Here is a 26,684-nt window from a genome sequence, read left to right on the forward strand (position 1 = left end):
CAAATTCAACAATGCGTAACGCATTTCGTTTAGGTAAAATCTTGACCATTCATTGACCGGAGAAATTTCCATGTCCAAAGCCAACACAACGGCCCCCACCAAAGCATTCGCCAGTCAGGCCGACCTGAGCGAGAAAAACATCACGTTCGAGCAACTCAGCAAGCACTGCTGGGCCTACACCGCCGAAGGCGACCCCAACTCGGGCGTGATCATCGGTGACCGCTTCATCATGGTCAGCGACGCCACGGCCACACCCGCCATGGCGCAGGACCTGATCAAGAAAATCCGCACCGTCAGCGACCTGCCCATCAAATACGTGCTGCTGACCCACTACCACGCCGTGCGCGTGCTGGGCGCTTACGCCTACGCCGCCGAAGGCGCGACCGAGATCATTGCCAGCGAAGGCACTTTGGACCTGATCAAAGAGCGCGGCGCGCAAGACATGAAGAGCGAGATGGAGCGCTTCCCGCGCTTGTTCCGTGGGGCCGACAGCATCCCCGGCCTGACTTGGCCCACCCTGGTGGTCGGTGGTGGCAACCCCACAAATGGCGAAGTGCCCGGCAAACTCAGCATCAACCTGGGTGGCGTGGTGGTGCAAATCTGGCATCCAGGCCCAGGCCACACCCGTGGCGACACCATCGCTTGGGTGGAAGAAGAAAAAGTGCTGTTCTCAGGCGATCTGGTCGAGTACGAAGCCGGTGTCTACACGGGCGACGCGCAGCTCGAAGAATGGCCTGCCACGCTCGAAGCCTTGCGTGATTTGAAAGCCGAGTTCATCGTGCCCGGCCGCGGTGAAGCCATGAAGGGCAATGCCAACGTGAACAAGGCGCTGGACTACACCCAGCGCTGGGTGACCACTTTGTTCCAGGCCGGCAAAGAAGCCGTGGCTGCCAAGATGGACCTGAAAGCCGCCATGGCCCACACCCGCCAAAGCATGGACCCGGTGTTTGGCCATGTGTTCATTTACGAACACTGCTTGCCGTTTGACGTGACCCGCGCTTACGACGAAGCCAGCGGCATCAAAAACCCCCGCATCTGGACGGCCGAGCGCGACATGGAGATGTGGAAGGCGCTGCAAAGCTGAACGAATCGCGCGCAGGGCGCGGCTCCCACGGTCATGTGGAGCCTCGCCCCCCATCACGCTGCTGGTGGCTGCATCACCCGTGGGAGCGCACCCCGTGCGCGATTTTCTTGGGCCGCACCGTCGGCGCCATTTCCTGCCCCGGGCCGACCTCAAGGCCTGATCAAATCCCGCAAATCCTGTTCATAAGCGCGCAACCTGCGCGCGGCACGCTGGCGCTGCTCCGGGCTGGCGCTGTTGTGCAGCAGGGCCAGGTTGTCGCAGCCTTGTTGAATCATTTTTTGCACCACCGCACGCCCGGCGGCATCCGGTGGCGTCAGCCAACGCTCCCACACCCCCCACAAATCGGCCTCGACCTGAGGCAAAGCCGCTGCGTTGCTTTGGGGCGCTTTTTGCAACGTCGCCAGCAAATCTTGTTGCTTGCGCAGCCGGTCGCGTTGACCCCATTCGGGCGTCCAGACCGATTGCTGCAGTTGCGCCTTGACCATCGCCGTTTGCGCCGGCGTCAAGGACCCGTAAAAGTCGCTGAAGCGCTCCAGGGCTTTGCCCAGCCGCCGCTCCAGCCTTTCGCTGGGGCTGCCTTGCAGCCACTCTTTGTCCCAATCCTTGTTCTTGCCGATCCAGTATTGGTTCAGGTGGCTCAGTTGCTCAGGCCCCAAAGCCATGGCCACGGGGGCGGCCGTCCGCACGGTTTGGCGCAGGGTGCGGTCCATGGCTTTGTCGATGTCTGTCCACACCGCACAGACCTGCGCCGCCTGAATCGGCTCGGCGCTTTGCGCGGCCAGTCGCTGCAGCAAGTCGGCATAGGCGGGCAATTCTTCGCGCTTGTGCCAGCGGTGCAGCTGGCTCAGCGCCTCTTTGGTTTGGGTGCTCTGCGCATCGCTGAAAGACACGGCGCTGTCCAGCCACCAATAAGACAAATTGGGCAGTTGCTGGTAGCCCAGCTTGATGGTGCTGCACCCCTGCAGGCAGAGCAGCACCACCAGCAAAAAGCATCTTGAAATCGGTATCATTTTCATCTTTGACGGGGTCCGCATGGACCATTATTCGGAATGCGCAAGTCGCGTCTGGGCGCCTTGTCGCACGCCCATCGCCCACAGGCGTGGGCGCTTACAGCAACAACCATAACGCATGGCAGACAAACCAGGGCCATTCAAACGGCATGGGGCCTGATCTGCAAAACACCACGAACTCATATTTTGCAGGTCGGCAGCTTGCGCCCGCACATGCCTGCACGAAAGCCCATGGTGACTGGCGATAATGGGTGCATTCCGTGAGCGGACAGACTGAGAAAGATTGCCATGACCCGAGTTGATTCCATGCCCGTTGATGTTGTCGTGATGGCCGCAGGCAAAGGCACCCGCATGAAAAGCCGCGTGCCCAAGGTCTTGCAACGCCTGGCCGGAGTGCCGCTGGTGCAACACGTGCTGAACACCGCTGCGCAGCTGCACGCCCGCTCGGCCGTGGTCATCACTGGCCACGGGGCCGACCAGGTCGAGCCCCTGCTGCTGGCCCCAGGTCAGGTGCTGGCCGTGCAATGCGTGCGCCAAAATCCCCAGCTGGGCACCGGCCATGCCGTGCAACAAGCCGTGCCCGCACTGGGCGACGATGGCATCGTGGTCATCTTGTCGGGCGACGTGCCCTTGACCCAGGCCGACACCTTGCAAGCCTTGATCGCGCAGTGTGGCGGCGACAAACTGGCGCTGCTGACCATCGACTTTGCCGACCCGACCGGCTACGGTCGCATTGTGCGTGGCGGTGGTGGTCAAGGCGATGCCGTGCAAGCCATCGTTGAGCAAAAGGATGCCAGCGAAGCGCAGCGCCAAATCAAAGAGGTCTACAGCGGCATCATGGCCGTGCCGGCCAAGCTGCTCAAAGCCTGGCTGGGGCGGCTGGACAACCAGAACGCCCAAGGCGAGTACTACCTGACCGATGTGGTCAAGTTCGCCGTGGCCGACGGCGTGTCCGTGGTGGCCCACAAAATCACCGATGCCCTGCAAGTGGCCGGCATCAACAGCCCGGTGCAACTGGCCGAGCTGGAGCGCGCCCACCAACTGCGCCAAGCCCACCATTTGATGGAACAAGGCTTGCGCCTGAAAGACCCCGCCCGCTTTGACCTGCGCGGTCAAATCGACTGCGCGCAAGACGTCGAGATCGACGTCAACTGCGTGTTCGAAGGCCAGGTGTCATTGGGCGAAGGCGTCCAGATCGGCGCCCACTGCGTCATTGCCAACTGCCGCATTGAAGCCGGAGCGGTGATCCACCCCTTCACCCACATCGACGGTGAAAAGCTGGGTGTGACGGTGGGCGAGGGCGCCTTGATCGGCCCCTTTGCCCGCCTGCGCCCCGGTGCGCAGCTGGGCGCCGAAGTGCACATCGGCAACTTTGTGGAAGTGAAGAATTCAACGATGGCCATGGGCGCCAAAGCCAACCACCTGGCCTATTTGGGCGACGCCACCGTGGGCGAGCGCGTCAACTACGGCGCAGGCAGCATCACCGCCAACTACGACGGCGCCAACAAACACCGCACCGTGATCGAAGCCGATGTCCACATCGGCAGCAACTGCGTGCTGGTGGCCCCCGTGACCATTGGCGCGGGCGGCACCGTGGGCGGCGGCTCCACCATCACCAAGAGCACCGAACCCGGTGCCCTGAGCGTGGCGCGTGGCAAACAAGTGAGCATCGCCAACTGGGCGCGGCCGCAGAAAAAACCCAAAGCTTGAGCGTATCCTGCACCGACATCAGACCGGAGACCCCCCATGAGCCGCATCGTTGACCCCGACATGAAAAAAGCCCTGCGCACCCGGCTGGCCCGTGTGGAGGGGCAGTTGCGCGGTTTGCAGCGCCTGATCGACGATGACGCCGACTGCGAAAAAATCGCGCAGCAAATGGCGGCGGCCCGCAAGGCGCTCGACAAATCGTTCTTCTCCATGGTCGGCTGCTTGATCGAGCAAGGCGACCATTCGGCCGAGCATGTGGCCAAAATGTTGACCAAATTCGCTTGATCCAGTCCAGTTGCTGAACGCCACCTGCCAAGGCCCGAACATGACCCAGACCCCCGACAACATGAACGTGATCCCCGCCCAAGACTACGCCGGCGACGTGAGCCCCCAACTGGCCTGGGCTTGGGTGCAGGCAGGCGAGGCCGAACTGGTGGATGTGCGCACCGACGCCGAGCGCACTTGGGTCGGCTTTGTGCCCGGCGCCCACGCACTGGCCTGGAAGCAATGGCCCGGCATGGCCATGAACCCCGAATTTGACGCGGGCATTCAGGCGCTGGGGGCGGATGGCAAAAAGCTGGTGCTGCTGTGCCGCAGCGGCGTGCGGTCGATTGCGGCTGCGCAACGTGCCACCGTGTTGGGTGTGCAGGCCTACAACATCCTGGAAGGGTTTGAGGGCGACCCCGACGCCCAAGCCCATCGCGGCCAATTGGGCGGCTGGCGCAAGCGCGGCCTGCCCTGGCAGCAAAGCTGATTCAAACCCGGTGGGCCACCGTCGTCATCAGCTTGGCGGCGGTTTGCATCAGGGCTTTGACCGGGCCGGGCAATTCCACAGCGCCAGCCTTTTGCGCCATTTGGGCGTGGGCAATCTCATCGGCCTTCATCTGCGCCACGATCGCCCGTGATGCGCTGTCTGCGGCAGGCAGCTTGTCCATGTGGCTTTGCAAGTGGGCTTCCACCTGGCGCTCGGTTTCCACCACAAAGCCCAGACTGACTTTGTCGCCGCCCAGCTTGCCTGCGGCGTAACCAATGGCAAAGGCGCCCGCATACCAAAGCGGGTTGAGCAGCGAAGGCCGATCGTTCAATTCATTCAGGCGCTGCGCAGTCCAGGCCAGGTGATCGGTCTCTTCGCGGCTGGCCTCGGCCAGCTTGGCGCGCAGGGCGGGGCTTTGGCAAGCCAGGGCCTGACCGGTATATAGCGCTTGGGCGCACACCTCGCCCACATGGTTCACCCGCATCAGGGCGGCGGCTTCGCGGCGCTCGGCATCGGTCATCACCAGTTCGCTGGTGGCGGCTTGCGGGGTGGGGCGGCTGGCGCGGGGCTCGGCCCACAGGGTGCGCAGGGCACTGTCGGCGGCAAGGATCAAGGCATTGAGGCTCATGCAACGAGTTTACTCATGATTAACCCGAATAAGGCCCCCTCCAACACCTTCGAAATGGCTGTTTTGAGCCATCGTCAAGGTCATCTTGTGCGTGCAACAAAGCGCTGAAGTTGTTGTATTCATTGGAAAAACTGTCAAAAAATTGTCACAAACACAAGGGTGAACCAGACTCTGTTGCATGGATGCAACGAAAAGACTTTTTCTTTGTCAATATCCTTGGCGAAGCCTGCGGCGTCTGGTGCAATACACACAACCTTCTTGACTGGGGGTTGGCTCAGAGGTGCGTTTGGTGCTGTGCACCAGCTAAATCTTCTGGACCCTTGTTTAACCTTGGAGAAACTTGCAATGAAAAAAACTCTGATCGCTCTGGCTGTTTTGACAGTTTCTGGCGCTTCTTTCGCTCAATCTTCCGTCTCTATCGACGGTCAGTTCGATAACGGCTTCCAAGCCATCGACTACAAAGGCAACAAAGTTCAAGGCTTTGGCGGCAACGGTTCGACCACCAGCCAAATCAACTTCCGTGGCGTGCAAGACTTCGGCGGCGGCTTGAAAGCTGACTTCCGCGTTGAAACCGACTGGAGCACCGTGTCCAACAACGCCAACACTGGCGTGAAAAAAGCTGACGGCACTGTGGCTGGTGTGTCTACTTTTGGCAACGGCGAAATCCGTGGCGGTTTGTCCGGTGGCTTCGGTCGCGTTGACATCGGCGCCATCAACAACGCCCAATTGGACGCTTTCTTGACCGGTCAAAACTTCGGTACCGCTGTGGGCTCCGCTTTCCGTGGCCTGTTCGTGACCGACGCACTGAACCCCGTGAGCGGTTCTGTGGTCCGTTTTGACAACAGCGTTCGTTACATCACCCCTTCATTCAACGGCTTCAGCGCTGCTGTTTTGAACGTGCAAAAGCAGACCAAGGCCAACAGCAGCAACTTCGGTGGTCTGGGTGCTTATGACTACGCTGGCGTGCAAGAATTCAGCCTGCGCTACAACCAAGGCCCCATCAACGCCATCTTCGCTTCGACCAAGCAAGACGCAACTGGCGTTAGCGTGACTGCTTTCACAGCCGGTTCCGCTCCAGCATTTGGTACTTCTGCTACGGCTGACAGCACTGTGGCCAACGCCACTACACAAACTCTGGGTGCCAACTACACCATGGGTGACTGGAAGTTCTTCTTGCTGAACCAAACAGCCAAGAACTCCTTGGTTGCTGGTGGTACCAACTTGGACCGCACTGCAACCACCGTGTCGGTGGCTTACACCATGGGTGCCAACCGCTTCAACGTGCAAGTGGGTAACGCCAAAAACAGCCTGACAGGCTTGAAGTCTGACCTGGTGGCCCTGGGTTATGACTACGACCTGAGCAAGACAACTTCTTTGTACGCTCGTTATGAGACCATCAAAGACACAGCCGGCATCGTTCCAGCTGCAAGCACCATCGACGGTTCCGGTACAACTCGTAACCGCACCGCCCTGGGCCTGCGCATCGGCTTCTGATCGCACGCTGTCGTCAGACAGCTTGAGATTTGAAAGTTAAAAAACCCACCGTGGCAACACGGTGGGTTTTTTTACGTCTGCACAGCCTCATCAGCCCAATGGCTGCGGGTGCAGGGCTTCAAGCAGGCGTCAAGCCCGCCTTGGCGATCACCTCGGCCCAGCGCTTGATGTCGCTGTCCAGCAGTTGCCCCAACTGCGCTGGGGTGCTGGCTTTGGCTTGGACGTTGAAGCCTGCCAGGCGTTGCACCATCTCGGGCTGCGCCAGGATCTTGGCCAGTTCTTGGCTCAAACGCTCCACCACCGCTTTGGGGGTTTTGGCGGGGGCGGCCAGGGCGTTCCACGACGACACGTTGAAGTTGCTCAAGCCGGGCAGCTCGCGCACGGTGGGCGTTTGCGGCAGGTCTTTGGGGCGGGTCTCGCCCATCACGCCCAACAGGCGCACGGCTTTGGCGTTGATTTGGGGTTTCATGGGGCCCAAAATCTCCACGGCGGCATCGACTTGACCGCCGCGCAAGGCATTGATGACGGCGGGCGTGCCGTTGTAGGGGACCACCTGGGCCACCCAGTTGGCTTGGCTGCGCAAGAGCTCGGCCGCCAAGTGCTGCGTGCTGCCGATGTTGATGGTGCCAATGTTGAGCTTGCCAGGGTTGGCGCGGCCATACCCAATCAGCTCGGACAAGGTTTTGAAGGGCGAGTTTTCTGGCACGACCACGGCCATGTCGAACAGGCCCAGCAGTGACACCGGTGCAAAGTCGCTGCGCGGGTTGAAAGGCAGCGACTTGAACAAGCCTGCACTGACGGCGGTGCCGTTGGACATGAGGAGCAAGGTGTAGCCATCGGGCTCGGCCTTGGCCACCAGTTCGCCTGCCACAATGCCGCCCGCGCTGGGCCGGTTGTCGATCACCACCGGCTGGCCCAGGTTTTCGGTCAGCTTTTGCGCCACGGCGCGTGCGGTCAGGTCGGCCACGCCACCGGCACCAAAGGGCACGACGATTTTGATCGGCTTGCTGGGGTAGCTTTGCGCCCACACAGGTGCCCAAGGCAAGGCCGACAGGGCGGCGGTTTGGATCAATTGGCGGCGACTGAGCATGTTTTGACTCGATTTGGGAGGTGAATGGGTCATTTTCCCATCGTTTCGAGTGCCCACAACAAAAAACCCACCGTGTTGCCACGGTGGGTTTTTGATTTCTAAACCTCAAACTGTCTTACGACAGCGTGGGATTAGAAGCCAACTTGAATACCAACCTGGCTACGGATACGCTTGTTGTTTGCTGCGTCCATACCCAGCAAAGCACCACTAGGAGCGGCACCCGACCAAGAGTTATAGATCAAACCGGCTTGGTCATCCAACTGCTCATAACGAGCGTAGAAGTTGGTCATCTTGCTCAGAGCGTAGTTGTAGCCGACACCAGACATTTTTGATGTTTTACCGTTAAAGGCGTTGTTCTGAGCCTTTTCCTTGGCTGTACCGTAAGTCGCGAACAGAGTGTGCGCGCCTGTTGTGTACTGCAACGTACCAATGTAAGCTGCACGATTGGTTTGATCGCCGCTTCCTGCAGTGATTTCACCCAAAGCAGTTTTCTGATAACCACCGCTCAACAAGAAGCCGCTGCCCAAATTGTAGCTAGCTGCCAAGCCTTCTTGCTGTGCTTTGTAGCCAGCGCCAATGGTCGCGCCTTTAGCGATTTGATTACCATTACCGACGATGCAAGGCTGGTTAGCCGAACCGACGAAGTAAGGGTTGGTTGTGGTGCCAGCACCTGCTGCGCAGAAAGCACCGCCAGTGATGTCTGTACGTGTAGCCACAGCGCCGATCGTCAGAGGACCGTTAACGTACTTGGCCGACAGTTCGGTTGCGCCGACTTGATCGTTCAGACCCAGACCGTAGTTGACGGTTGTTGCAGCAGCGCCGCTGGCGTTGGCTGTATTGGGTTGATTGGTCTGCTTGGCAGCATAGATGGCTTGAGCTTGGAAGCCATTGATGACTGGCGTTGCGTACTTGACGCTGTTGCCCCAACGCACAATGGCCATTGTTGGGTCAGCACCGATGATCGAGCCATAACCAGAGTTGATAGCGGTGCCAGTCAATGGAGAAGCGACGACAACAAAGTTGGTCAAACCACCGTTGTTAACAGCACCGAAATCCACGGAACCGTAGTTAGCACTCGCCAAACCAACACGCAGTTCGCCGTTGGCAAACGTACCAACTGAACCTTTGGTTGTTTGTGCAGCTGTGTAGTTAGCTGTTGAGGAGCTTTGTGGAACGACGTTGCCCACGCCAGTCATGGTGCCTTGGTTGGCATCATTGCGGACGATGCTGATGTCGTTTTCAACGCGGAAAGTGGCTTTTAAGCCGCCGCCGAGGTCTTCAGTGCCGCGAATGTTGAATTGTGTAGTGCCAGCGCCATTCTGTTCAACGCCAGTGACTTTCACGCCTTTGTAGCTGTTGCTAGCCAGGCCAGCGTTGAACATACCGTCGATTTGTACGGAAGACTGAGCGAAAGCACCAGTAGCGGCCAATGTAGCCAGAGCGGTTAGCTTGACGGTGTATACCAAGAGCTGAATGTTAGATTTGTTATAACCAATCTATATTCACGTAGCATGAACCTCAAGCCACTACTCGCCCCGCTTTGCGCCAGCTTAGGGGACTTTGTTCTCAAGCCAATGGAGTTTGTCGGGCATTCGGGGGAGTCGGCACTTGCGATCTTGGATCAGAACCAACCTGTCTTTTATGTGGTGAGTCCTGAGGCTTATGCGGGGTTGCTCCGATCCCGATCACCACCCCAGAGGGCACCAGAGCCTGCAGCGGTCGATTCGGTGTTGACTCAAGGCACCATGCGCTTGAACCGTTTTGATGCCTTGGCAGAAAAGCTGATGGGCCTGGAGCAACAGCGTGTCTCGCGTGGCGAGTTGAGCAAGGCCTCGGTGGGGATTTTGCGAAACCGGCTCGATGCGCATGTGCTGCCGTTTTTCAAATACATCCCGCCTTCGCAAGTGACGGTGGTGCAGATGGAGGCTTTTGTGCGGCGCCTGACAGAGCACCAGCTGAGTTCCACCACGGTGTCACAGTACCTGGTGGTGGTGCGCAAGTTGCTCAAGCTGGCCGTGCGGCATGGCTTTTTGCGGGAGCTGCCCGAGATGCCGGAGGTCAAAGTGGTCAGTCGGCCAAGGTCGATGTTGTCTTTGAATGAATACCGCGCCTTGATTCGGACCGCGCACCGTTTGGAGAGGCAGCAGACATTGGCGCCAGAGCTCAAGACCACGGCGGGTCATCGTGAGCGGTTTTGGGTGGCGTCGCGCAACCGCTGCTTGCCGCCTGACATGGCTTGGGCGATCCGGTTCATGGTCAACAGTTTTGTGCGGCCTGGCGACATTCGTCAGCTCAAACACAAACATGTGCAGGTGGTGCGCAGCGACAGCACGTATTTGCGCCTGACGCTGCCCGAAACCAAGAAGCACGACACGCCGGTGGTGACCTTGCGCCCTGCGGTACAGGTGTACGAGGTGGCTTTGGCCAGGGCGCAGGCCCATGGGCAGGGAGGGCCGGATGATTATGTGTTCTTGCCCGGTGAGACTGACCGTGTGTACGCATTGGCGGTCTTGGGTTTCTGGTTCAAGTGGGTCATGCGCGAGGCCGCTGTGGCGTCTGTCGATGCCTTGGGGCGTGACCGGACGCTGTATTGCCTGCGGCACACGTCCATCATGTTCCGCTTGCTCTATGGCCAGGGCATCGACATGTTGACCTTGGCGCGCAATGCCCGCACCTCGGTGCAGATGATCGAGCGCTTTTATGCGTCGGCGCTGGACGGCGAAATGAACGTCGCCATGCTGCAAAGTCGGCGCAAACAAAAGGGGTAAGCTGTCGCTTTGCTATAAAACAGACACAAGGAGAGCTCCATGATCAAGCGCCGTTCCGTCATCCAAATGGCCGCAGCTCTGGGCGCACCTGCGCTGAGCTGGGCGCAAGACAAATACCCGAGCAAGCCCATCACCTGGGTGTGCCCGTATGCCGCAGGTGGCAATGCCGACAGCCGTTCACGCCAGGTGGCCAAGGTCATGGGCACTTTGCTGGGCCAGCCCATCATCATCGACAACAAGGCTGGCGCAGGCGGCAACATTGGCACCGAGGCGATTGCCCGCGCCAAGCCCGATGGCTACACGATCGGCATGGGCAACTTTGCGCCTCTGGCGGTCAACCACGCGCTGTTCAAGAAGCTGAACTTCAACCCTTTCACCGATCTGGTGCCGATCTTTTTGATCGAGAAAGGGCCTTTGATTTTGATGGTGCGCAGCGACTCGCCTTACAAGTCGGTCAAGGATTTGGTGGCCGCCGCCAAGGCCGCACCGGGCAAGCTCAGTTATGCGTCGGGCGGTATCGGTGGCACGCACCATTTGAGCGGGGCCTTGTTTGAGCATGCGGCAGGCATTGACATGATCCATGCGCCTTACAAGAGCGGCTCGGCTGGGGCGACTGACCTGATGGGCGGGCAGGTGCACATGATGTTCGAGCAAATGTATGCGGCCATGCCGTCCATCAAAGGTGGCAAACTGCGGGCCTTGGCCATCACCAGCAAAACGCGCTCACCCTTGGCCCCGGACATTCCGACCATGGCCGAGCAAGGCTACCCCGAGGTCGAGGTGCTCAACTGGCAAGGCCTGATTGGTCCCAAGGGTATGCCGGCCGATTTGATCAAGCAGCTCAATGCGATCGGCAACAAGGCCTTGCAAGACCAGGACTTGAAAGAAAAGATCCTGAGCCAGGGCAACGAGGTGGGCGGCGGCACGCCCGAGCAGTTTGCGGCACTGATCAAGGCCGAAGCGCCGCGCTGGGCCAAGGTGGTGCGCGACGCGAAGATCGAGCCCGAGTGATCAGGTGTAGCGCTTGTTGCGCAGGTTGTTTTTCATGTCGCGCAAGGTGGGTTGCAGCTCTTCGCCAATGCGCAGGGCCACGGTGGTGGCCAGGATGTCGATGATGAGCAGGTGCAGCAATCGCGAGACCATGGGGCTGTATTTGTCGTAGCCCTCGGGGTGGTCGGCTGTGAGGTGAATGTGGCCTGCGCTGGCCAGTGGCGAGCCACTGGCGGTGATGACGATGGTTGTGGCACCTTGCTTTTTGGCGATGTCGCAGGCGTCCATCAGGTCGCGTGTGCGGCCCGAGTTGGAGATGATCACCGCGCAGTCGCCGGGCTTGAGCATGGAGGCGCTCATGACCTGCATGTGGCCGTCGCTGTAGGCGATGGCGTTCACGCCCAGGCGGAAGAATTTGTGCTGCGCGTCTTGCGCCACGATGCCGGAGTTGCCCACGCCATAAAACTCGATGCGGCGGTTGGTCTTTTGGGTAGACGCCAAGGCCTGCGCGGCATGCTCCAGCGCAAAAGAACTCGCGTCGTTGCGGTACTTCAAAAACGCTGCCACGGTGTTGTCGATCACCTTGACTGCGATGTCACTGGTCTTGTCGTCCACGTCCACGCTGCGGTGGATGAAGGGCACGCCTTCGCTCACGCTGCCAGCCAGCTTGAGCTTGAAGTCCGACAGGCCGTCGTAGCCCATGCTGCGGCAAAAGCGCACCACGGTGGGTTTGCTCACATGCGAGCGGTCGGCCAGTTCGGTCACGGGCAGGTTGGCAAATGCCCTGGGGTCGGCCAGCACGAGCTTGCCCACACGTTGCTCGGCTGGGGCCAAGGAGGGCAGGGAAGCTTTGATTCGTTCGAGCATGGCTTGTCTCCAGATGGTTTTTTTAAGGGGTCATCGCGAGGGTCGTGCGGCGATCCAGTGGCTCGTATCAGAGCTCTTCGCTCCAGCAAAAGCCGTCGCGCGCGATCATGGCGCTCGAGGCGCTGGGGCCCCAAGTGCCTGCGGCGTAAGGGCGCGGCCCCACGGGGTCGGCCGCCCAGTGCTGCAAGATGGGCTCGACCCAGCGCCAGGCTTCTTCTTGTTCGTCGCTGCGCACGAACAGGTTCAGGCGGCCGTCCAGCACGTCCAGCAGCAGGCGTTCGTAGGCGCCCACGCGCTCGCTGCCAAAGCGTTTGTCAAAGTCCAGGTCCAGGTGCACCGGGCTCAGGGTTTGGCCACCAGCGCCTGGGCCGCGTTTGCTTTGGCCTTGGGCAAACAGGTGCAGCTCCAGCCCGTCCTTGGGTTGCAGGTGGATCACCAATTTGTTCACCTGGCCCACCGGGGTCTTGAAGATGTCGTGCGGCGTGGGGCGGAAGTTGATCTCGATGTGCGCTTCGCGCGAGGCCATGCGTTTGCCGGTGCGGATGTAGAACGGCACACCTGCCCAGCGCCAGTTGGCGATCTCGGTGCGCAGGGCGACAAAGGTTTCGGTGTTGCTGCTGGGGCTGACGCCATGCTCGTCGCGGTAGGCGGGCACGGCTTGGCCGTCCACATTGCCTGCGGCGTATTGGCCGCGGATCACGTGCTGGGTCAGGGTCTCGGGCGTCCAGCGCTTCAGGGCGCGCAGCACTTTGAGTTTCTCGTCGCGGATGGCGTCGGCGTGCGCATTGATGGGCGGCTCCATGGCGATGGCGCAAAGCAGTTGCAGCGCGTGGTTTTGCACCATGTCGCGCAGCGCGCCGGTGCTTTCATAAAAGCCGCCGCGCTTTTCCACGCCCAGCTCTTCGGACATGGTGATCTGGATGTTGGCGATGTGCTCGCGCCGCCACAGCGGCTCGAACAGGGCATTTCCAAATCGCATGGCAAACAGGTTTTGCACGCCGGGCTTGCCCAGGTAGTGGTCGATGCGGAAGATCTGCTGCTCTTTGAAGACCTTGCCCACGGCGGTGTTGATGGCGCGGTTGGAGGCCAGGTCGTGGCCCAGCGGTTTTTCCAGCACGATGCGGGTCTTGGGCGTGTTCAAGCCGCTGGCAGCGAGTTGCTCGCACACGGTGGTGAACAGGCTGGGCGCGGTGGACAGGTACATGACCACGTGCTCGGTCTCGCGCTCGGCCAGGCGGGCGGCCAATGCGGCATAGGCTTCGGGCTTGGACAGGTCCATGCGCACATAGCACAGCAGGTCGGCAAAGCGGGCGAATTCTTCGCTGTTGGGGCGCTTGTCGCCTTCGACTTGTTCAAAGCGCGACTGGATTTGCTGGCGGTATTGCGCATCGTTCAGGTCGTCCCGGCCCACCCCGATGATGCGGCCGCCTTCGGGCAGGGTGCCGTGCCGGTAGGCCTGAAACAAAGCGGGCATGAGTTTGCGCCAGACCAGATCGCCCGTGCCGCCAAAGAAAACCAAATCAAAAGCCATGATGTTCTTGAGTTACATGAAAAATTGATTTGTAATGTAACTTTGTTTCACGGATAATTCAAGGCAGTCTGCAAAAATAACTGACATGAACCAACTCGACGCTCTCAAACAATTCACCACCGTGGTCGCGGACACCGGTGACTTCAAACAACTGGCGCAGTTTCAGCCCCAAGACGCCACGACCAACCCGTCGCTGATCTTGAAGGCGGTGCAAAAGTCCGAATACGCGCCCTTGCTGGTCGAAGCCGTGGCCGCTCACCGGGGCCAGCCGCTGGACGTGGTGATGGACCACCTGCTGGTGCGTTTCGGTTGCGAAATTTTGGCCACCATTCCCGGTCGTGTATCCACCGAGGTGGATGCGCGCCTGAGCTTCGACACCGCCGCCACCGTGGCGCGTGCGCGCCGCATCATGGCGCTGTACGAAGCGCAAGGCATTGCACGCGAGCGTGTGCTGATCAAGATCGCCTCGACCTGGGAAGGCATTCAAGCGGCGGCCGAGCTGGAGCGCGAAGGCATCCGCTGCAATCTGACACTGCTGTTCGCGTTTTGCCAAGCGGTGGCTTGCGGCCAGGCCAAGGTGCAGCTGATCTCGCCTTTTGTGGGCCGCATTTACGACTGGTACAAAAAGACCGCCGGTGCCGCCTGGGATGAGGCTGCAAAGTCTGGTGCCAACGACCCCGGCGTGCAGTCGGTGCGGGCCATCTTCAACCATTACAAAAAGCACGGCATCGCCACTGAAGTCATGGGCGCGTCGTTTCGCAACATCGGCCAGATCACCGCGCTGGCGGGCTGCGATTTGCTGACCATCAGCCCCGAGTTGCTGGCGCAGCTGGCCGCCACCGATGCCCCTTTGAGTTTGGCACTGGACGGAGCTGCCGCTCAGGCGATGGACCTGCCCGCAGTGCGCTATGACGAGGCCTCGTTCCGATTGGCTCTGAACGAAGACGCCATGGCCACCGAAAAGCTGGCCGAAGGCATCCGCGCTTTCTGCGCCGATGCCGTCAAACTCGAAGACCTGATGAAGAAAGCCTGAACTCACCCCCCGTAGGAGCGCACCCCGTGCGCGATGGCGTGTGAACCACGTTCGCTGCAATCGCCCACAGGGTGGGCTCCTACAGAAAACATGTAGGAGCGCACCCCGTGCGCGATGGTGTGTGAACCACGTTCGCTTCAATCGCCTACAGGGTGGGCTCCTACAGAAGACATGTGGGAGCGCAGCCCGTGCGCGATGGCGTGTGAACCACGTTCGCTTCAATCGCCCACAGGGTGGGCTCCTACAGAAGACATGTGGGAGCGCAGCCCGTGCGCGATGGCGTTTGAACCACGTTCGCTTCAATCGCCCACAGGGTGGGCTCCTACAGAAGACATGTGGGAGCGCACCCCGTGCGCGATGGTGTGTGAACGCGTGTCACGCGCATCGCCCACAGGGTGGGCTCCTGCAGAAAATGATTTCGATAACCGCTTGTCCGATTGAAAGTTTCCCATGCGTTGTGACCAAACCCCTGCCTGGAAGGCCTTGACGGCCCATGCCGCACACACCACCGGTTTTGATTTGCGCACCGCTTTTGCGCAGGACGCCGGCCGTGCCGACGCGCTGAGCCAGACCGCGCCGCATGTGTTTGCCGACCTGTCTAAAAACCATGTGGACACCGCCACCGAAGTGCTGTTGATGGCGCTGGCCCAGCAAACCGGTCTGGCCGCGCACCGCGATGCAATGTTTCGGGGCGAGGCGATCAACCACACCGAAGACCGCGCCGTGATGCACTGGCTGCTGCGCCAACCAGAAGGCTCCTTGCAAGGTACCTTGGCCGAGCCCTTGAAGCTGGTGCACGACACGCTGGGCCCCATGCTGGCCTATGCCGAGCAGGTGCGTGCGGACGCGCAGATCACCGATGTGGTGAACATCGGCATTGGCGGCTCAGACTTGGGGCCACAAATGGCGGTGCTGGCCTTGCAGGACTTTGTGATCGAGGGCAAGCGCTTCCACTTTGTGTCCAATGTGGATGGGCATGAGTTGGCGGGCGTTCTCAAAGGCCTCAAGGCCGAGAACACGCTGTTTCTGATCGCTTCCAAAACCTTCACCACCATCGAGACCATGACCAATGCGCGTTCGGCGCTGGCCTGGTTTCAGGCGCAAGGCGGCAGCGATGTGGCGCATCACTTTGCCGCGCTCACCACCAACGTGGCGGCTGCGGCCGAGCTGGGCATCACCACCACCTTCGGTTTTTGGGACTGGGTGGGCGGGCGGTATTCGGTGTGGTCGGCCATTGGTTTGCCGGTGGCGATTGCCATCGGTGCGCAAGGCTTCAGGGACTTGCTGGCCGGTGCACACGCGATGGATCAGCATTTCAAGACCGCGCCGTTGGAAGAAAACTTACCGGTGCGGCTGGGCTTGTTGGACGTCTGGTACCGCAACTTTTTGAACTTCACCAGTCGCTCGATCGCGCCGTACCACAGCGCTTTGCGCCGCGTGCCCGCGTATCTGCAGCAGCTCGAGATGGAAAGCAATGGCAAGCGCGTAGACCGCAACGGCCATGCGCTGCCCTATGGCACCTCGCCCGTGCTTTGGGGCGAGCCCGGCACCAACGGGCAGCACGCTTACTTTCAGATGCTGCACCAAGGCACAGACGTGGTGCCGCTGGAATTCATCGCCGTGAAAAAGCCCACGCACAATCTGAAGGATCATCATGAATTGCTGCTGGCCAATGTGATTGCGCAGGCGCAGGCGCTGATGCTGGGCAAATCGGACGCCGGTGGGCACAAGCACTTCCCTGGCAACCGGCCCAGCACTTTTTTGCTGCTCGATGAACTCACGCCCACCAGCTTGGGCGCTTTGATCGCGCTGCAAGAGCACCGTGTGTTTGTGAGTGGCTCGGTTTGGGGCATCAACAGCTTTGACCAATGGGGTGTGGAGTTGGGCAAGGTGCTGGCCAAAGACATCCATGCGCGCATCGTCTCGGGTGATGCATCGGGGCTGGATGCCTCCACTGCGGCCTTGCTGCAGCGCGTGCGTGCTTGAGTGAGGCCGGTGGGACAAGGCCGTTAGGAGCAGGCGTTGGCCCTGTGCTTTGCGCGATACCGCGTTGCAGCAGGCCAGCGATAAACTGCGCTGATGACGCACAATACCGACCGCCTTCTGCAAAGCATCGAAGCCAAACGTGATGAGCTGGTGGCGCTCACGCAAGACTTGGTGCGCATACCCACCATCAACCCGCCCGGTGATGCCTACGAAGCCTGCGCGCGCCTGATTGGCGAGCGATTGGCGCGCAAGGGCTTTGCGGTCGAATACGTGCGGGCCATTGGGGCTCCGGGCGACAGCGACAGCCACCCGCGCACCAATGTGGTGGCGCGCTGGCAAGCGCCCAACCCTGGCGAATGCGTGCATTTCAACAGCCACATCGATGTGGTCGAAGCTGGGCCAGGCTGGACCTTTGAGTCCTTTGGTGGGCAAGTGGCCAACGGGCGTGTGTATGGTCGGGGCACCTGCGACATGAAGGGCGGCCTGGCGTCGAGCATCATCGCCTGCGAGGCCTTGATCGAGTCGGGCTTGCCAATGTCCGGGGCGCTGGAGATCAGCGGTACGGTGGACGAAGAGTCGGGCGGTTTTGCTGGCGTCGGCTATCTGGCCGAGCGAGGTTACTTCAGCCCGCCGCGTGTGCACCATGTGATCATTCCCGAGCCTTTGGGGGTGGACCGGATTTGCCTGGGGCACCGCGGCGTGTGGTGGGGCGAGGTGGAGACGCGCGGGCGCATCGCGCACGGCTCGATGCCTTTTTTGGGCGACAGTGCCATCAACCACATGAGCGCTTTCATCCATTTGCTGGAGACGCAGCTGCAGCCACGCTTGCAGGCACGCCACACGGCCGAGCCGGTGGAGCCGCCGGGTGCACGCGTGAGTACCCTCAACATCAACAGCATCCATGGCGGGCAGGTGGAGCAGCGATACAGCCTGGACCAGCGCGGTTGGCCCACAGGCGATTTGCCCGCGCCCGTGGTGGCGCATCTTTGCAAAGCGGTGCTGGACCGGCGCTTCATCGCTGAAGAAAACCTCGAAGCCGTCAAGCAAGAGATCGTGGACATGCTCGAAGAGCTCAAGCGTACGCGGCCGGGCTTTGACTATGGCATCCGCGAGATCATGAGTTTTGTGCCGACTGCCACCCCCAAGGATGCGCCGGTGGTGGACGCCACCGCACGCGCCATTGCCCGCGTGTTGGGGCGTGAGCCCAGTTACATCGCCAGTCCGGGCACTTATGACCAAAAGCACATCGTGCGCAGCGGCAAGCTGCGGGACTGCATCGCTTATGGGCCGGGCATTCTGGATTTGGCGCACCAGCCCGATGAATATGTGGGCATCCAGGAACTGGTCGACTCGGCCAAGATCATGGCCTTGGCCAGCCTTGATTTGACCGGTCAGCTGCGCCGCTGAGTTGTATTGATGCAGACCTTGGCTGATGGATTCGGCCCCGTGACGGCTTGAGTCACTGGCAAGGGATCGGTGATGTGGGCGCCTAAAAGGGAGCCTTCGGCAACAAAAATGAGTGCATGGCTGACCAACAAAAGAGCCCTTTCAACCTCATTTGGCCGGGTCAATAGCGGGGTTGAACTGTCTTTTTCGAGTTCGAAAATGTTGAATATGTTTTTACCTACAAAAAGCCATTTGTTTGTGTATTTTGTTGGTATTTTTGTTTATTAAAGTGCGCGCATTCCTATAAGATAGGCGACTTGTTGCAAGCCGTCGGGATCGTCTGCCCGCCGGTTTTTTGGCGGACTTTGAACGACCAAATTCGGGAACATCAAACAAACAACCCCGGGAGTGTTTATGCAATTGATTTGGGTATCCGGACCCACTGCGCGGGTGATCGCTGTGTCGATCACCGCGCGCAAAGTACTGTTGTCTGTGATTGCCGTGGCGGCATCTTTGCTGGTACTGGGTTCGATTTTTCATTTGATTGGTTTGCGTGTTGCGGTGGCTTATTCCCCAGAGTTGGTGCAGCGCATTGGCGGCGTCACCAGCCAAGCGGAGCAACTCAAAGTGGAGGCCGATTACCGCTCTAAGCTCGATGGTCTGCATGGACAGTTGACCTCCGTGATGGACAAGTTGCGTCAGATCGAAGAACAAAAGAAAGATTTTTTGGGCCGCTTGGGCATTGAGAGCTTGTTGTCTGGGGGCGGGCGACAAAAGTCGCAAGCAGCCGATGGCCGCGGCGGCCCGCTCAAGGCCTTGCCTTTTTGGCGCGGGCGCTCTTTTTCGGACTTGGGCAGTGAACTGGACTCGACGGCACAGCAAATCCAGGAGTTTGAGCAGGTCCTGACCAAGACGCAGGAGCAATGGCGGCGCGATGTGGACCGCGTTGGCAAATTGCCCACGGCATTGCCCTTGGACAGCAACTTTGCCATCACCAGCGGCTTTGGTGTGCGTGCAGACCCGATGACACACGTGCCCAGCATGCATGAGGGGATTGATTTTGTGGCCCCTGTGGGCTCGCCCGTCCGCGCGACCGCAGCGGGCAAGGTGTTTCGATCAGGGCACGCCGGTGCTTACGGCGAGATGGTCGAGGTGGCGCATGTGGATGGTTTCGTGTCGCGTTATGCCCATTTGAGCCGCCGTCATGTCAATGAGGGAGAGACCATTGAGCGTGGACAGGTGATTGGTTTGCTGGGCAATACGGGGCGGTCCACGGGCCCGCATTTGCACTACGAAGTGGTGTACCAAGGTCAGGCCATGCACCCGACAAAAGCTTTTGCAACTTGGGCTCGCACAAATTTGCAGCCTTGATTTTGATTTCAGGAGACAAACATGTTCGGCAAGAAAAAGACAAACACAACATCCCTGGGGAAAAGCCTTGAGCGCTTTGACTCCCTGATTGGCCGACAGACAGAAATCCATGGTTCTTTGCGTTTGATGCAAAGCGTGCGGATTGATGGGAAGGTCATCGGCAATATCGAAGCCCCCAAAGATCAGCCCATCACGGTGGTGGTGGGTGCAGAGGGCGAAATTCAGGGCGATGTGTTTGCCAGCCGTGTGATCGTGGCGGGCAAAGTCTCCGGCAACATTGACGCTTTTGAGCGTGCGGAGTTGCATGCCAGCGCCCTGGTCCAAGGGGATGTGAAGTACGGCTCGATCGCGGTAGAGCACGGTGCCCGTTTGCAAGGCTTGCTGTTGCAAGTGGATGCCACCCAGGTCAGACCGCAACCTGATCACGCAAAAAATGCGATTCGCAAAGCCCAAGCGACAACGGGTGCCCCCGAATAAGTGCTGAAACAGAACGGCTTTAAATTCTGCCATCTGCTTTTTCAGGCCCCGCGATACCGAATCGTGAAATTCATTATCATCAGGGCATGACATTTTTAGCCATCGATGTGGGCAACACCCGTTTGAAATGGGCGTTGTACGACCGACCGCACCCCCAAGCGCAGCTGCTGGCTCACGGGGCAGAATTTCTGGAAAACATCGACCGCTTGTCGGACGGGCCATGGACCGACCTGCCCGTGCCTGAACGCATGCTCGGTTGCGTCGTGGCGGGTGACGCCATCAAACGCCGTGTGCAAGAGCAGATGGAGTTGTGGGATTTCACGCCGCAGTGGGTGGTGCCCAGCGTGTCCGAGGCGGGTGTGACCAATGGCTACGACCACCCTTCCCGTTTGGGCTCGGACCGTTGGGTGGCCATGATCGGTGCCCGCCAGCGCATGCTGGCACAAGGCCCGGCCAGGCCTTTGGTGGTGGTGATGGTGGGAACGGCCGTGACCGTGGAGGCGATCGACGCCGATGGCCGATTCCTCGGTGGTCTGATCTTGCCGGGCCACGGCATCATGCTGCGCGCCCTGGAGTCGGGCACCGCCGGGCTGCATGTGCCCACGGGCGAAGTACGGCCCTTTCCCACCAACACCAGCGATGCACTGACCAGTGGCGGCACTTACGCGATTGCGGGCGCTTGCGAGCGCATGGTGCAGCACCTGCGCGAGCACACCGGGCAAGAGCCCATGTGCGTGATGACCGGCGGCGCGGGCTGGAAGATGGCACCCAGCATGTCGCTGCAGTTCGATCTGGTGGACAACCTGATTTTTGATGGCCTGCTGGCCATGGCCGATCAGCGGTTCAACACCACAGTCTGATCAGGCTCCCGGCGCGGCGTTGTCGCTGTAGGCTGCCGTCAAGGCCTGCAAGTGCGCCTGCAATTGAGGGCTGGCCATATAGGGTGTCAGCAAAGCCAGCACATGCTTGGCACCACGGCTCAAGGCCAAACCCGCACTGGCAGGCTCCAGTGCCTGGCGCGGGTTGCGCACGTATTCGTAACTGAGCCAGTAAGTGACCATCACCGACATGCTGGCGGACAAAGTTTCCACGCTGTCGGGGTCGATGCGCATCAAGCCCTCGGCTGCCAAGGATTCGAGCAATTGTCTGAATGCCCGTGTTTTACGCTCCAGCACGGCATGGAAATGGGTCTCCAGGTGGCGGTTGCCCGACAGGAGGTTGTTCAGGTCGCGGTACAGGAAGCGGTGGTTCCAGACCTGTTCAAACAGCGAGTGCAAGAAGAACCAGGCGTCCTCCACATCGTGCACATCGGCAGCGGCCTCCAGCAGTTCCAGCATGGCCGTTTCGTAGGCGTCAAACAGGTGGTTGACCAGGGCATCCTTGGACGGGAAGTGGTAGTACAGATTGCCCGGGCTGATGTTCAGCTCGGACGAGATCAGCGTGGTGGACACATTGGGCTCGCCAAAGCGGTTGAACAGCTCCAGCGTGACCTCAGCAATGCGCTCGGCGGTGCGGCGAGGGGCTTTCTTGGCCATGGGGTCTTGTCCGCAGCGAGTGCTCAGGCTTTGCGCTGTGTGCGGCTGGCTTTGGATTTTGCCGCAGATTGGACCGTTGATTTGGTGGCAGGTTTGGCCGTGCTGGCCGTCGTTTTGGGTGCTGCCGTGGCTTGGGCCAATTGGGCTTCCAGCTGGGCCACGCGCTCGGTCAGGGCCTGCAGGTCGTACAGCGTGGGCATGCCTAGGCGCTGCAGGGCCTTGGCCACGCGGTCTTCAAACAGGTGTTCCAGGCGGTCCACACGCACCGTGGTTTGCTGGCCAAAGTCGCTGGCCAGGTGGGTCAGGCGCTCGGTGGCTTCGTGCAGGCGTTGCTGGGCTTCGGCCTGGCTTTTGCGCTGGAAGGCCAAGCCATCATTGACCAGTGCTTCGATGGCCTTGCTGCCTTGCTCTTGCGCTTTGGCCATGGCACCCAGGCCAGCCAGCCAGATTTGGTGGGTGGGGGCGGGCGCAGCGCTGTTGTCAGTGGCCTTGTCTGCGGCGTTTGCGTTCTTGTCAGAGGCGGGGGATTTGGCCATGCGGAAACTCCTGATTGGAATGCCAACTTTAACCTGAGCGACAGTGCATTGCTTCTAAAATCTGCCCATCGGTTGCCATGCGCAGCCACTTCACGGCACGCAGCTCCGGTGACAAGCACTGGAGTGACCATCCTGATTCGGGCTTTCATGAAAATTCTTCTTCTCGGCAAAAACGGCCAGGTGGGCTGGGAGCTGCAGCGCAGCTTGGCGCCCTTGGGTGAACTGATCGCCTTGGACCGTCACAGCACACCCCTGTGCGGCGACTTGTCCAAGCCCGAAGCCTTGGCGCAAACTGTGCGCGCCGTGCGGCCTGATGTGATCGTCAATGCGGCCGCCCACACCGCAGTGGACAAAGCCGAATCCGAGCCCGAGCTGGCCCGCACACTCAATGCCACGGCCCCTGCCGCATTGGCCCAGGCTGCCGCAGACGTGGGGGCCTGGCTGGTGCATTACTCGACCGACTATGTGTTCAATGGCGAAGGCCAGACCCCTTGGCAAGAAGGCGATGCCACCGGCCCTTTGGGCGTGTATGGCCAGACCAAGCTGGAGGGTGAGCAAGCCATTGCAGCCAGTGGCTGCCAGCATTTGATTTTTCGCACCAGCTGGGTCTATGCGGCACGTGGCGGCAACTTTGCCCGCACCATGCTGCGCCTGGCGCAAGAGCGGGAACGCCTGACCGTGATCGATGACCAGCGCGGCGCACCCACGGGCGCAGACCTGATCGCCGATGTGTCGGCGCACGCCATCCGCCAAGCCTTGGGCACGCAAGACTCGGGTCATTCGGGCATCTACCACTTGGTGGCCGCAGGCGAGACCAGCTGGCATGGCTATGCCTCGCACGCGATTGAGCAGGCGCGGCAGCTCAAGCCCGATGCGGGCTGGAAAGTGACCGAAATCGCGCCCGTGCCGACCTCGGCCTTCCCGACGCCTGCGCGCCGACCGTTGAACTCCCGCTTAGACACGCGGCGTTTGCAGCAGGCCTTTGGTTTGACTTTGCCCACTTGGCAGCAGGGTGTGGACCGGCTGCTGGCCGAGATGCTTTGAGCGCTGAGAACCCGCGAGGGCTTGCGGCACAATCCTTTTCACCTTCCAATGTACTTTTGAGATCCGACGCCACATGACCGACACCACTGCCGCGACTTCCGTCTCGCCCCGCGACCAAGCCCAGATCTTGGCGCAGGCCATGCCCTACATCCGCAAGTTCCACGGCAAGACCCTGGTCATCAAATACGGCGGCAACGCCATGACCGACCCGGCCTTGCAGCAAGCCTTTGCCGAAGACGTGGTGCTGCTCAAGCTGGTGGGCATGAACCCGGTGGTGGTGCACGGCGGCGGCCCTCAAATTGAAAATGCTTTGAGCCGTTTGGGCAAAAAAGGCGAGTTCATTCAGGGCATGCGCGTGACAGACGCGGAGACCATGGAAGTGGTCGAATGGGTGCTGGGCGGCGAAGTGCAGCAAGACATCGTGGGCATGATCAACCGCGCAGGCGGCAAGGCCGTGGGCCTGACGGGCCGCGACGGCGCCATGATCCGAGCCAAGAAACTGCGCCTGGTGGATGCACAAGACCCCGGCAAAGTGCTCGACGTGGGCCAGGTGGGCGACATTGAAAGCATCGACCCGTCCATCCTGAAGGCCCTGCAAGACGACGCCTTCATCCCGGTGGTCAGCCCCATCGGCTTTGGCGAGAACAATGAGAGCTACAACATCAACGCCGACGTGGTGGCCGCCAAGTTGGCCACTGTGCTGCAAGCCGAGAAGCTCTTGATGTTGACCAACATCCGCGGCGTGCTGGACAAAGAGGGCAACTTGCTCACCGAGCTGACACCGCACCGCATCGACGAACTGTGCGCCGATGGCACCATCAGCGGCGGCATGATCCCTAAGATTGCTGGTGCGCTGGATGCCGCCAAGAGTGGCGTGAACGCGGTGCACATCATCGATGGCCGTGTGCCGCACGCCATGCTGTTGGAGGTGTTGTCCGAGCAAGCCTTTGGCACCATGATCCGCAGCCGATAAATTGCCAGCAGCCACACAGGGAAGCCACATGTCCGAGATGGATGAATCCAGCCTGAGCACCGCCGAGGAGGCCACCCCTGTGCGCAAGCGCCCCCGTCCGGGTGAGCGCCGTCAGCAAATTTTGCAGACCCTCGCGTCCATGCTGGAGCAGCCCGGTGCCGAGCGTGTGACCACGGCGTCACTGGCTGCCAAGATTGGGGTGAGCGAAGCGGCCTTGTACCGGCACTTCGCCAGCAAGGCGCAGATGTTCGAGGGCTTGATTGACTTTGTGGACCAGTCCGTCATCGGCCTGATCCGCCAGGTCACCGACCGCGAAGGCGCAGGCCCCAACCAGGCCGCACGCATCGTGGCCCTGCTGCTGCAATTTGCCGAAAAGAACCCCGGCATGTGCCGCGTCATGACCGGTGACGCGCTGGTGATGGAGCACGAGCGCTTGCAAGAGCGCATCAATTTGCTGTTTGACAAGATCGAAGCGCAGCTGCGCCAATCGCTCAAAGGCATCGCGTCTGAGGCACCCACCGCTGACGCGCAAGTGGCCGCCTCGGTGATGGTGGCCTTCATGCAAGGGCGCTTGCAGCGCTTCGCTCGTTCAGGATTCAAGCGCTTGCCATCAGAGCATTTGCAGGCGGCTTTGGGGCGAATGCTTTAACTGGCCGCAGGCGTTACACGCCATGGGGCCGACGTGAAACTTGAGCGGTGGCTTGCCTGCCGTGAAAAGTCCATCTCAGGACTTGGGTAATCTCCTGATAAGCATTCGTCATGTTTCGCTTTATAGTGTTCAGGACCCTTGTTCACTGTCCTCGTCTTGACTGGAGTATCCGATGAAGCGTCGTTCCCTTTTTGCTGTGGCCACATTGGCCGCAGCACTGTTGACCCCCTTTGTTGCGCAAGCCCAGGGCAAGACCCTGCGCGTGGTGCCGCACGCCAACGTGACCATCCTGGACCCGATCTGGTCCACCGCGTTTGTCACGCGCAACCACGGCTACATGATCTACGACACGCTGTTTGGAACCGATTTGGCTGGCAAGGTCAAGCCCCAGATGGTGGACAAGTGGAACGTCAGCAAGGACAACCTGACCTGGACCTTCACGCTGCGCGACGGCCTGGAGTTCCACGATGGCAAAGCCGTGACGAGCGAAGACGTGGTGGCCTCCATCAAGCGTTGGACCAGCCGCGACAGCTTTGGCGGCGTGCTCGCCAAGAGCGTGGACAGCTATGCAACGCCCGACGCCAAGACCTTTGTCATCAAGCTCAACAAGCCTTTTGGCGTGATGCTCGAAGCGCTGGGCAAGCCCTCGTCCAACGTGCTGTTCATCATGCCCGCACGCATTGCCGCCACACCCGGCAGCGAGCAGATCAAGGAACACATCGGCTCGGGCCCCTACAAGTTCGTGCCCGGCGAATACAAACCCGGCGAGCGTTTGGTCTATGCCAAGAACGACAAATACAAAGCCCGCAGTGAAGCGCCTGATGGCACCACGGGTGGCAAGAACGTTTATCTGGACCGCGTGGAATGGGTCATCATCCGCGATCCACAGACCCAGTTCAATGCGCTGGTGGCAGGGGAAGTCGACATCGTCGAGCAGCCTACATTCGAGCAATACGCTTCGCTCAAGGCCCAAAAAGACATTCAGTTGGTGGACGCCCAGCCCGCAGGCTTGCAGTTCATCCTGCGCTTCAACCACCTGCATGCGCCGTTCAACAACGTGAAGATCCGCCAGGCCGCCATGGTGGCGCTGGGCCAAGAGGCGCACCTCAAAACGCAGGTCGGCGCGCCCGGTATGTACACCTTCTGCAAGAGCATGTACCCCTGTGGCACGCCCTTGGCCAGCGACAAGACCGGCATCTACACCGGCATGGCCGACCCCAAAAAGGCGGCTGACATGCTGAAAGAAGCGGGCTACGACGGCACCCCCGTGGTGCTGATGCGCCCCACCGACCTGGCCGCGATCGCCAAGCTGCCACTGGTGGCCAAGCAGCAACTGGAAGCTGCGGGCTTCAAGGTCGACATGCAGCAAATGGACTGGGCCACCTTGGTGGCGCGCCGTGCCAAGAAAGATGCCCCAGCACAAGGCGGCTGGAACGCCTTCATGACCGCTTGGACGGCCGGTGACATCTTGAATCCGCTGACCATGGCCATGATGAACGCGGCGGGTGACAAAGGCTGGTTTGGCTGGCAAGACGACAAGCAAATCGAAGACCTGAAGGTCAAGTTCGCGCAGTCGACCACCGATGCACAGAAAAAGCAAATCGCTGAGCAAATTCAGCTGCGCGCCATGGAAACCGCAACACACGTTCCACTGGGCCAGTACTTCAACCCCGCTGCCCTGCGCAAGAACATCTCGGGCTTGGTGCCCGGCGGTGCGCAGGTGTACTGGAACATCAAGAAGAACTGAACTTCTTTTTAAACCCAAGAGCAG

General features: G+C 60.4%; 25 protein-coding genes. 17 read left to right on the plus strand and 8 right to left on the minus strand.

Features of this window, described 5'->3' with window-relative positions:
* Positions 1 to 70: 70 nt before the first annotated feature.
* The gene (locus tag B9Z52_RS13285; protein ID WP_108414338.1) at positions 71 to 1,084 is read left to right on the plus strand and encodes an MBL fold metallo-hydrolase; all 1,014 of its coding nucleotides are present in this window, start codon (positions 71 to 73) and stop codon (positions 1,082 to 1,084) included.
* Between the two features lie 149 nt (positions 1,085 to 1,233).
* Here B9Z52_RS13285 and B9Z52_RS13290 read toward each other — a convergent pair whose 3' ends face one another.
* On the minus strand, positions 1,234 to 2,100 hold the full coding sequence (locus tag B9Z52_RS13290; protein WP_233251959.1) for a DUF6279 family lipoprotein: 867 nt from the start codon (positions 2,098 to 2,100) through the stop codon (positions 1,234 to 1,236).
* 300 nt (positions 2,101 to 2,400) lie between these two features.
* Between B9Z52_RS13290 and glmU the strand changes: the two genes are divergently transcribed.
* The 3 genes from glmU to B9Z52_RS13305 are packed head-to-tail and all read left to right on the plus strand — an operon-like array spanning position 2,401 to position 4,555.
* The gene (gene glmU, locus B9Z52_RS13295; protein WP_233251960.1) at positions 2,401 to 3,804 is read left to right on the plus strand and encodes a bifunctional UDP-N-acetylglucosamine diphosphorylase/glucosamine-1-phosphate N-acetyltransferase GlmU; all 1,404 of its coding nucleotides are present in this window, start codon (positions 2,401 to 2,403) and stop codon (positions 3,802 to 3,804) included.
* A 36-nt stretch (positions 3,805 to 3,840) separates the two neighbouring features.
* Positions 3,841 to 4,086 carry a metal-sensing transcriptional repressor gene (locus tag B9Z52_RS13300; protein ID WP_108414340.1) on the plus strand — a complete coding sequence of 82 codons (246 nt, stop codon included), beginning with the start codon at positions 3,841 to 3,843 and terminating at the stop codon, positions 4,084 to 4,086.
* A 40-nt stretch (positions 4,087 to 4,126) separates the two neighbouring features.
* Complete coding sequence (locus B9Z52_RS13305; RefSeq protein ID WP_199222099.1) at positions 4,127 to 4,555, plus strand: rhodanese-like domain-containing protein; 429 nt, start codon at positions 4,127 to 4,129, stop codon at positions 4,553 to 4,555.
* Position 4,556: 1 nt separating this feature from the next.
* Here the strand turns inward: B9Z52_RS13305 and coq7 are convergent, their stop codons facing one another.
* The gene (coq7, locus tag B9Z52_RS13310; protein WP_108414341.1) at positions 4,557 to 5,183 is read right to left on the minus strand and encodes a 2-polyprenyl-3-methyl-6-methoxy-1,4-benzoquinone monooxygenase; all 627 of its coding nucleotides are present in this window, start codon (positions 5,181 to 5,183) and stop codon (positions 4,557 to 4,559) included.
* Positions 5,184 to 5,528: 345 nt separating this feature from the next.
* Here coq7 and B9Z52_RS13315 point away from each other — a divergent pair, with 345 nt between their 5' ends.
* Positions 5,529 to 6,677, plus strand: coding sequence for a porin (locus tag B9Z52_RS13315; protein ID WP_108414342.1), 1,149 nt, complete (start codon positions 5,529 to 5,531; stop codon positions 6,675 to 6,677).
* Between the two features lie 118 nt (positions 6,678 to 6,795).
* On the opposite strand, the gene B9Z52_RS13320 is transcribed toward B9Z52_RS13315, so the two are convergent.
* Positions 6,796 to 7,767 (minus strand): tripartite tricarboxylate transporter substrate binding protein, encoded by a 972-nt coding sequence (locus B9Z52_RS13320; RefSeq protein ID WP_108414343.1) that lies wholly within the window; start codon positions 7,765 to 7,767, stop codon positions 6,796 to 6,798.
* Between the two features lie 131 nt (positions 7,768 to 7,898).
* Positions 7,899 to 9,233: a porin gene (locus B9Z52_RS13325; RefSeq protein WP_158270564.1), complete on the minus strand. Its 1,335-nt coding sequence runs from the start codon at positions 9,231 to 9,233 to the stop codon at positions 7,899 to 7,901.
* 279 nt (positions 9,234 to 9,512) lie between these two features.
* Here B9Z52_RS13325 and B9Z52_RS13330 point away from each other — a divergent pair, with 279 nt between their 5' ends.
* Positions 9,513 to 10,535 (plus strand): phage integrase SAM-like domain-containing protein, encoded by a 1,023-nt coding sequence (locus B9Z52_RS13330; RefSeq protein ID WP_108414345.1) that lies wholly within the window; start codon positions 9,513 to 9,515, stop codon positions 10,533 to 10,535.
* Between the two features lie 39 nt (positions 10,536 to 10,574).
* Positions 10,575 to 11,546 carry a tripartite tricarboxylate transporter substrate binding protein gene (locus B9Z52_RS13335; protein ID WP_199222100.1) on the plus strand — a complete coding sequence of 324 codons (972 nt, stop codon included), beginning with the start codon at positions 10,575 to 10,577 and terminating at the stop codon, positions 11,544 to 11,546.
* Here the strand turns inward: B9Z52_RS13335 and B9Z52_RS13340 are convergent, their stop codons facing one another.
* Both B9Z52_RS13340 and zwf read right to left on the minus strand, forming a co-directional pair.
* Positions 11,547 to 12,392, minus strand: coding sequence for a MurR/RpiR family transcriptional regulator (locus B9Z52_RS13340; protein ID WP_108326489.1), 846 nt, complete (start codon positions 12,390 to 12,392; stop codon positions 11,547 to 11,549). It lies immediately after the preceding gene.
* 67 nt (positions 12,393 to 12,459) lie between these two features.
* Complete coding sequence (gene zwf / locus B9Z52_RS13345; protein ID WP_108414346.1) at positions 12,460 to 13,923, minus strand: glucose-6-phosphate dehydrogenase; 1,464 nt, start codon at positions 13,921 to 13,923, stop codon at positions 12,460 to 12,462.
* Positions 13,924 to 14,008: 85 nt separating this feature from the next.
* Between zwf and tal the strand changes: the two genes are divergently transcribed.
* From tal to B9Z52_RS13375, 6 genes are all read left to right on the plus strand, one after another.
* The gene (gene tal, locus B9Z52_RS13350; RefSeq protein ID WP_108414347.1) at positions 14,009 to 14,956 is read left to right on the plus strand and encodes a transaldolase; all 948 of its coding nucleotides are present in this window, start codon (positions 14,009 to 14,011) and stop codon (positions 14,954 to 14,956) included.
* A gap of 450 nt (positions 14,957 to 15,406) precedes the next feature.
* On the plus strand, positions 15,407 to 16,942 hold the full coding sequence (pgi, locus tag B9Z52_RS13355; protein WP_108414348.1) for a glucose-6-phosphate isomerase: 1,536 nt from the start codon (positions 15,407 to 15,409) through the stop codon (positions 16,940 to 16,942).
* A 93-nt stretch (positions 16,943 to 17,035) separates the two neighbouring features.
* Positions 17,036 to 18,349 (plus strand): acetylornithine deacetylase/succinyl-diaminopimelate desuccinylase family protein, encoded by a 1,314-nt coding sequence (locus B9Z52_RS13360; protein ID WP_108414349.1) that lies wholly within the window; start codon positions 17,036 to 17,038, stop codon positions 18,347 to 18,349.
* Between the two features lie 393 nt (positions 18,350 to 18,742).
* A complete protein-coding gene (locus tag B9Z52_RS13365; RefSeq protein WP_108414350.1) occupies positions 18,743 to 19,699 on the plus strand; it encodes a peptidoglycan DD-metalloendopeptidase family protein in 957 nt (318 codons plus the stop codon).
* Positions 19,700 to 19,720: 21 nt separating this feature from the next.
* Positions 19,721 to 20,176, plus strand: a complete 456-nt coding sequence (locus B9Z52_RS13370; RefSeq protein ID WP_108414351.1) for a polymer-forming cytoskeletal protein — start codon at positions 19,721 to 19,723, stop codon at positions 20,174 to 20,176.
* A gap of 86 nt (positions 20,177 to 20,262) precedes the next feature.
* Positions 20,263 to 21,036, plus strand: coding sequence for a type III pantothenate kinase (locus tag B9Z52_RS13375; RefSeq protein ID WP_108414352.1), 774 nt, complete (start codon positions 20,263 to 20,265; stop codon positions 21,034 to 21,036).
* On the opposite strand, the gene B9Z52_RS13380 is transcribed toward B9Z52_RS13375, so the two are convergent.
* Positions 21,037 to 21,711 (minus strand): TetR/AcrR family transcriptional regulator, encoded by a 675-nt coding sequence (locus tag B9Z52_RS13380; protein ID WP_108414353.1) that lies wholly within the window; start codon positions 21,709 to 21,711, stop codon positions 21,037 to 21,039.
* A gap of 23 nt (positions 21,712 to 21,734) precedes the next feature.
* Complete coding sequence (locus B9Z52_RS13385) at positions 21,735 to 22,247, minus strand: phasin family protein (protein ID WP_108414354.1); 513 nt, start codon at positions 22,245 to 22,247, stop codon at positions 21,735 to 21,737.
* Positions 22,248 to 22,394: 147 nt separating this feature from the next.
* Here B9Z52_RS13385 and rfbD point away from each other — a divergent pair, with 147 nt between their 5' ends.
* The 4 genes from rfbD to B9Z52_RS13405 all read left to right on the plus strand — a co-directional run bounded on the left by rfbD (position 22,395) and on the right by B9Z52_RS13405 (position 26,660).
* Positions 22,395 to 23,291, plus strand: coding sequence for a dTDP-4-dehydrorhamnose reductase (rfbD, locus tag B9Z52_RS13390; RefSeq protein ID WP_108414442.1), 897 nt, complete (start codon positions 22,395 to 22,397; stop codon positions 23,289 to 23,291).
* A 73-nt stretch (positions 23,292 to 23,364) separates the two neighbouring features.
* Positions 23,365 to 24,264 (plus strand): acetylglutamate kinase, encoded by a 900-nt coding sequence (gene argB, locus B9Z52_RS13395; RefSeq protein ID WP_108414355.1) that lies wholly within the window; start codon positions 23,365 to 23,367, stop codon positions 24,262 to 24,264.
* A 28-nt stretch (positions 24,265 to 24,292) separates the two neighbouring features.
* Positions 24,293 to 24,913, plus strand: a complete 621-nt coding sequence (slmA, locus tag B9Z52_RS13400; RefSeq protein ID WP_108414356.1) for a nucleoid occlusion factor SlmA — start codon at positions 24,293 to 24,295, stop codon at positions 24,911 to 24,913.
* 172 nt (positions 24,914 to 25,085) lie between these two features.
* A complete protein-coding gene (locus tag B9Z52_RS13405; protein ID WP_108414357.1) occupies positions 25,086 to 26,660 on the plus strand; it encodes an ABC transporter substrate-binding protein in 1,575 nt (524 codons plus the stop codon).
* The last annotated feature ends 24 nt before the right edge of the window (positions 26,661 to 26,684 follow it).

The organism is Limnohabitans sp. Jir72 (genome assembly GCF_003063575.1).
GTDB lineage: Bacteria > Pseudomonadota > Gammaproteobacteria > Burkholderiales > Burkholderiaceae_C > Limnohabitans_A.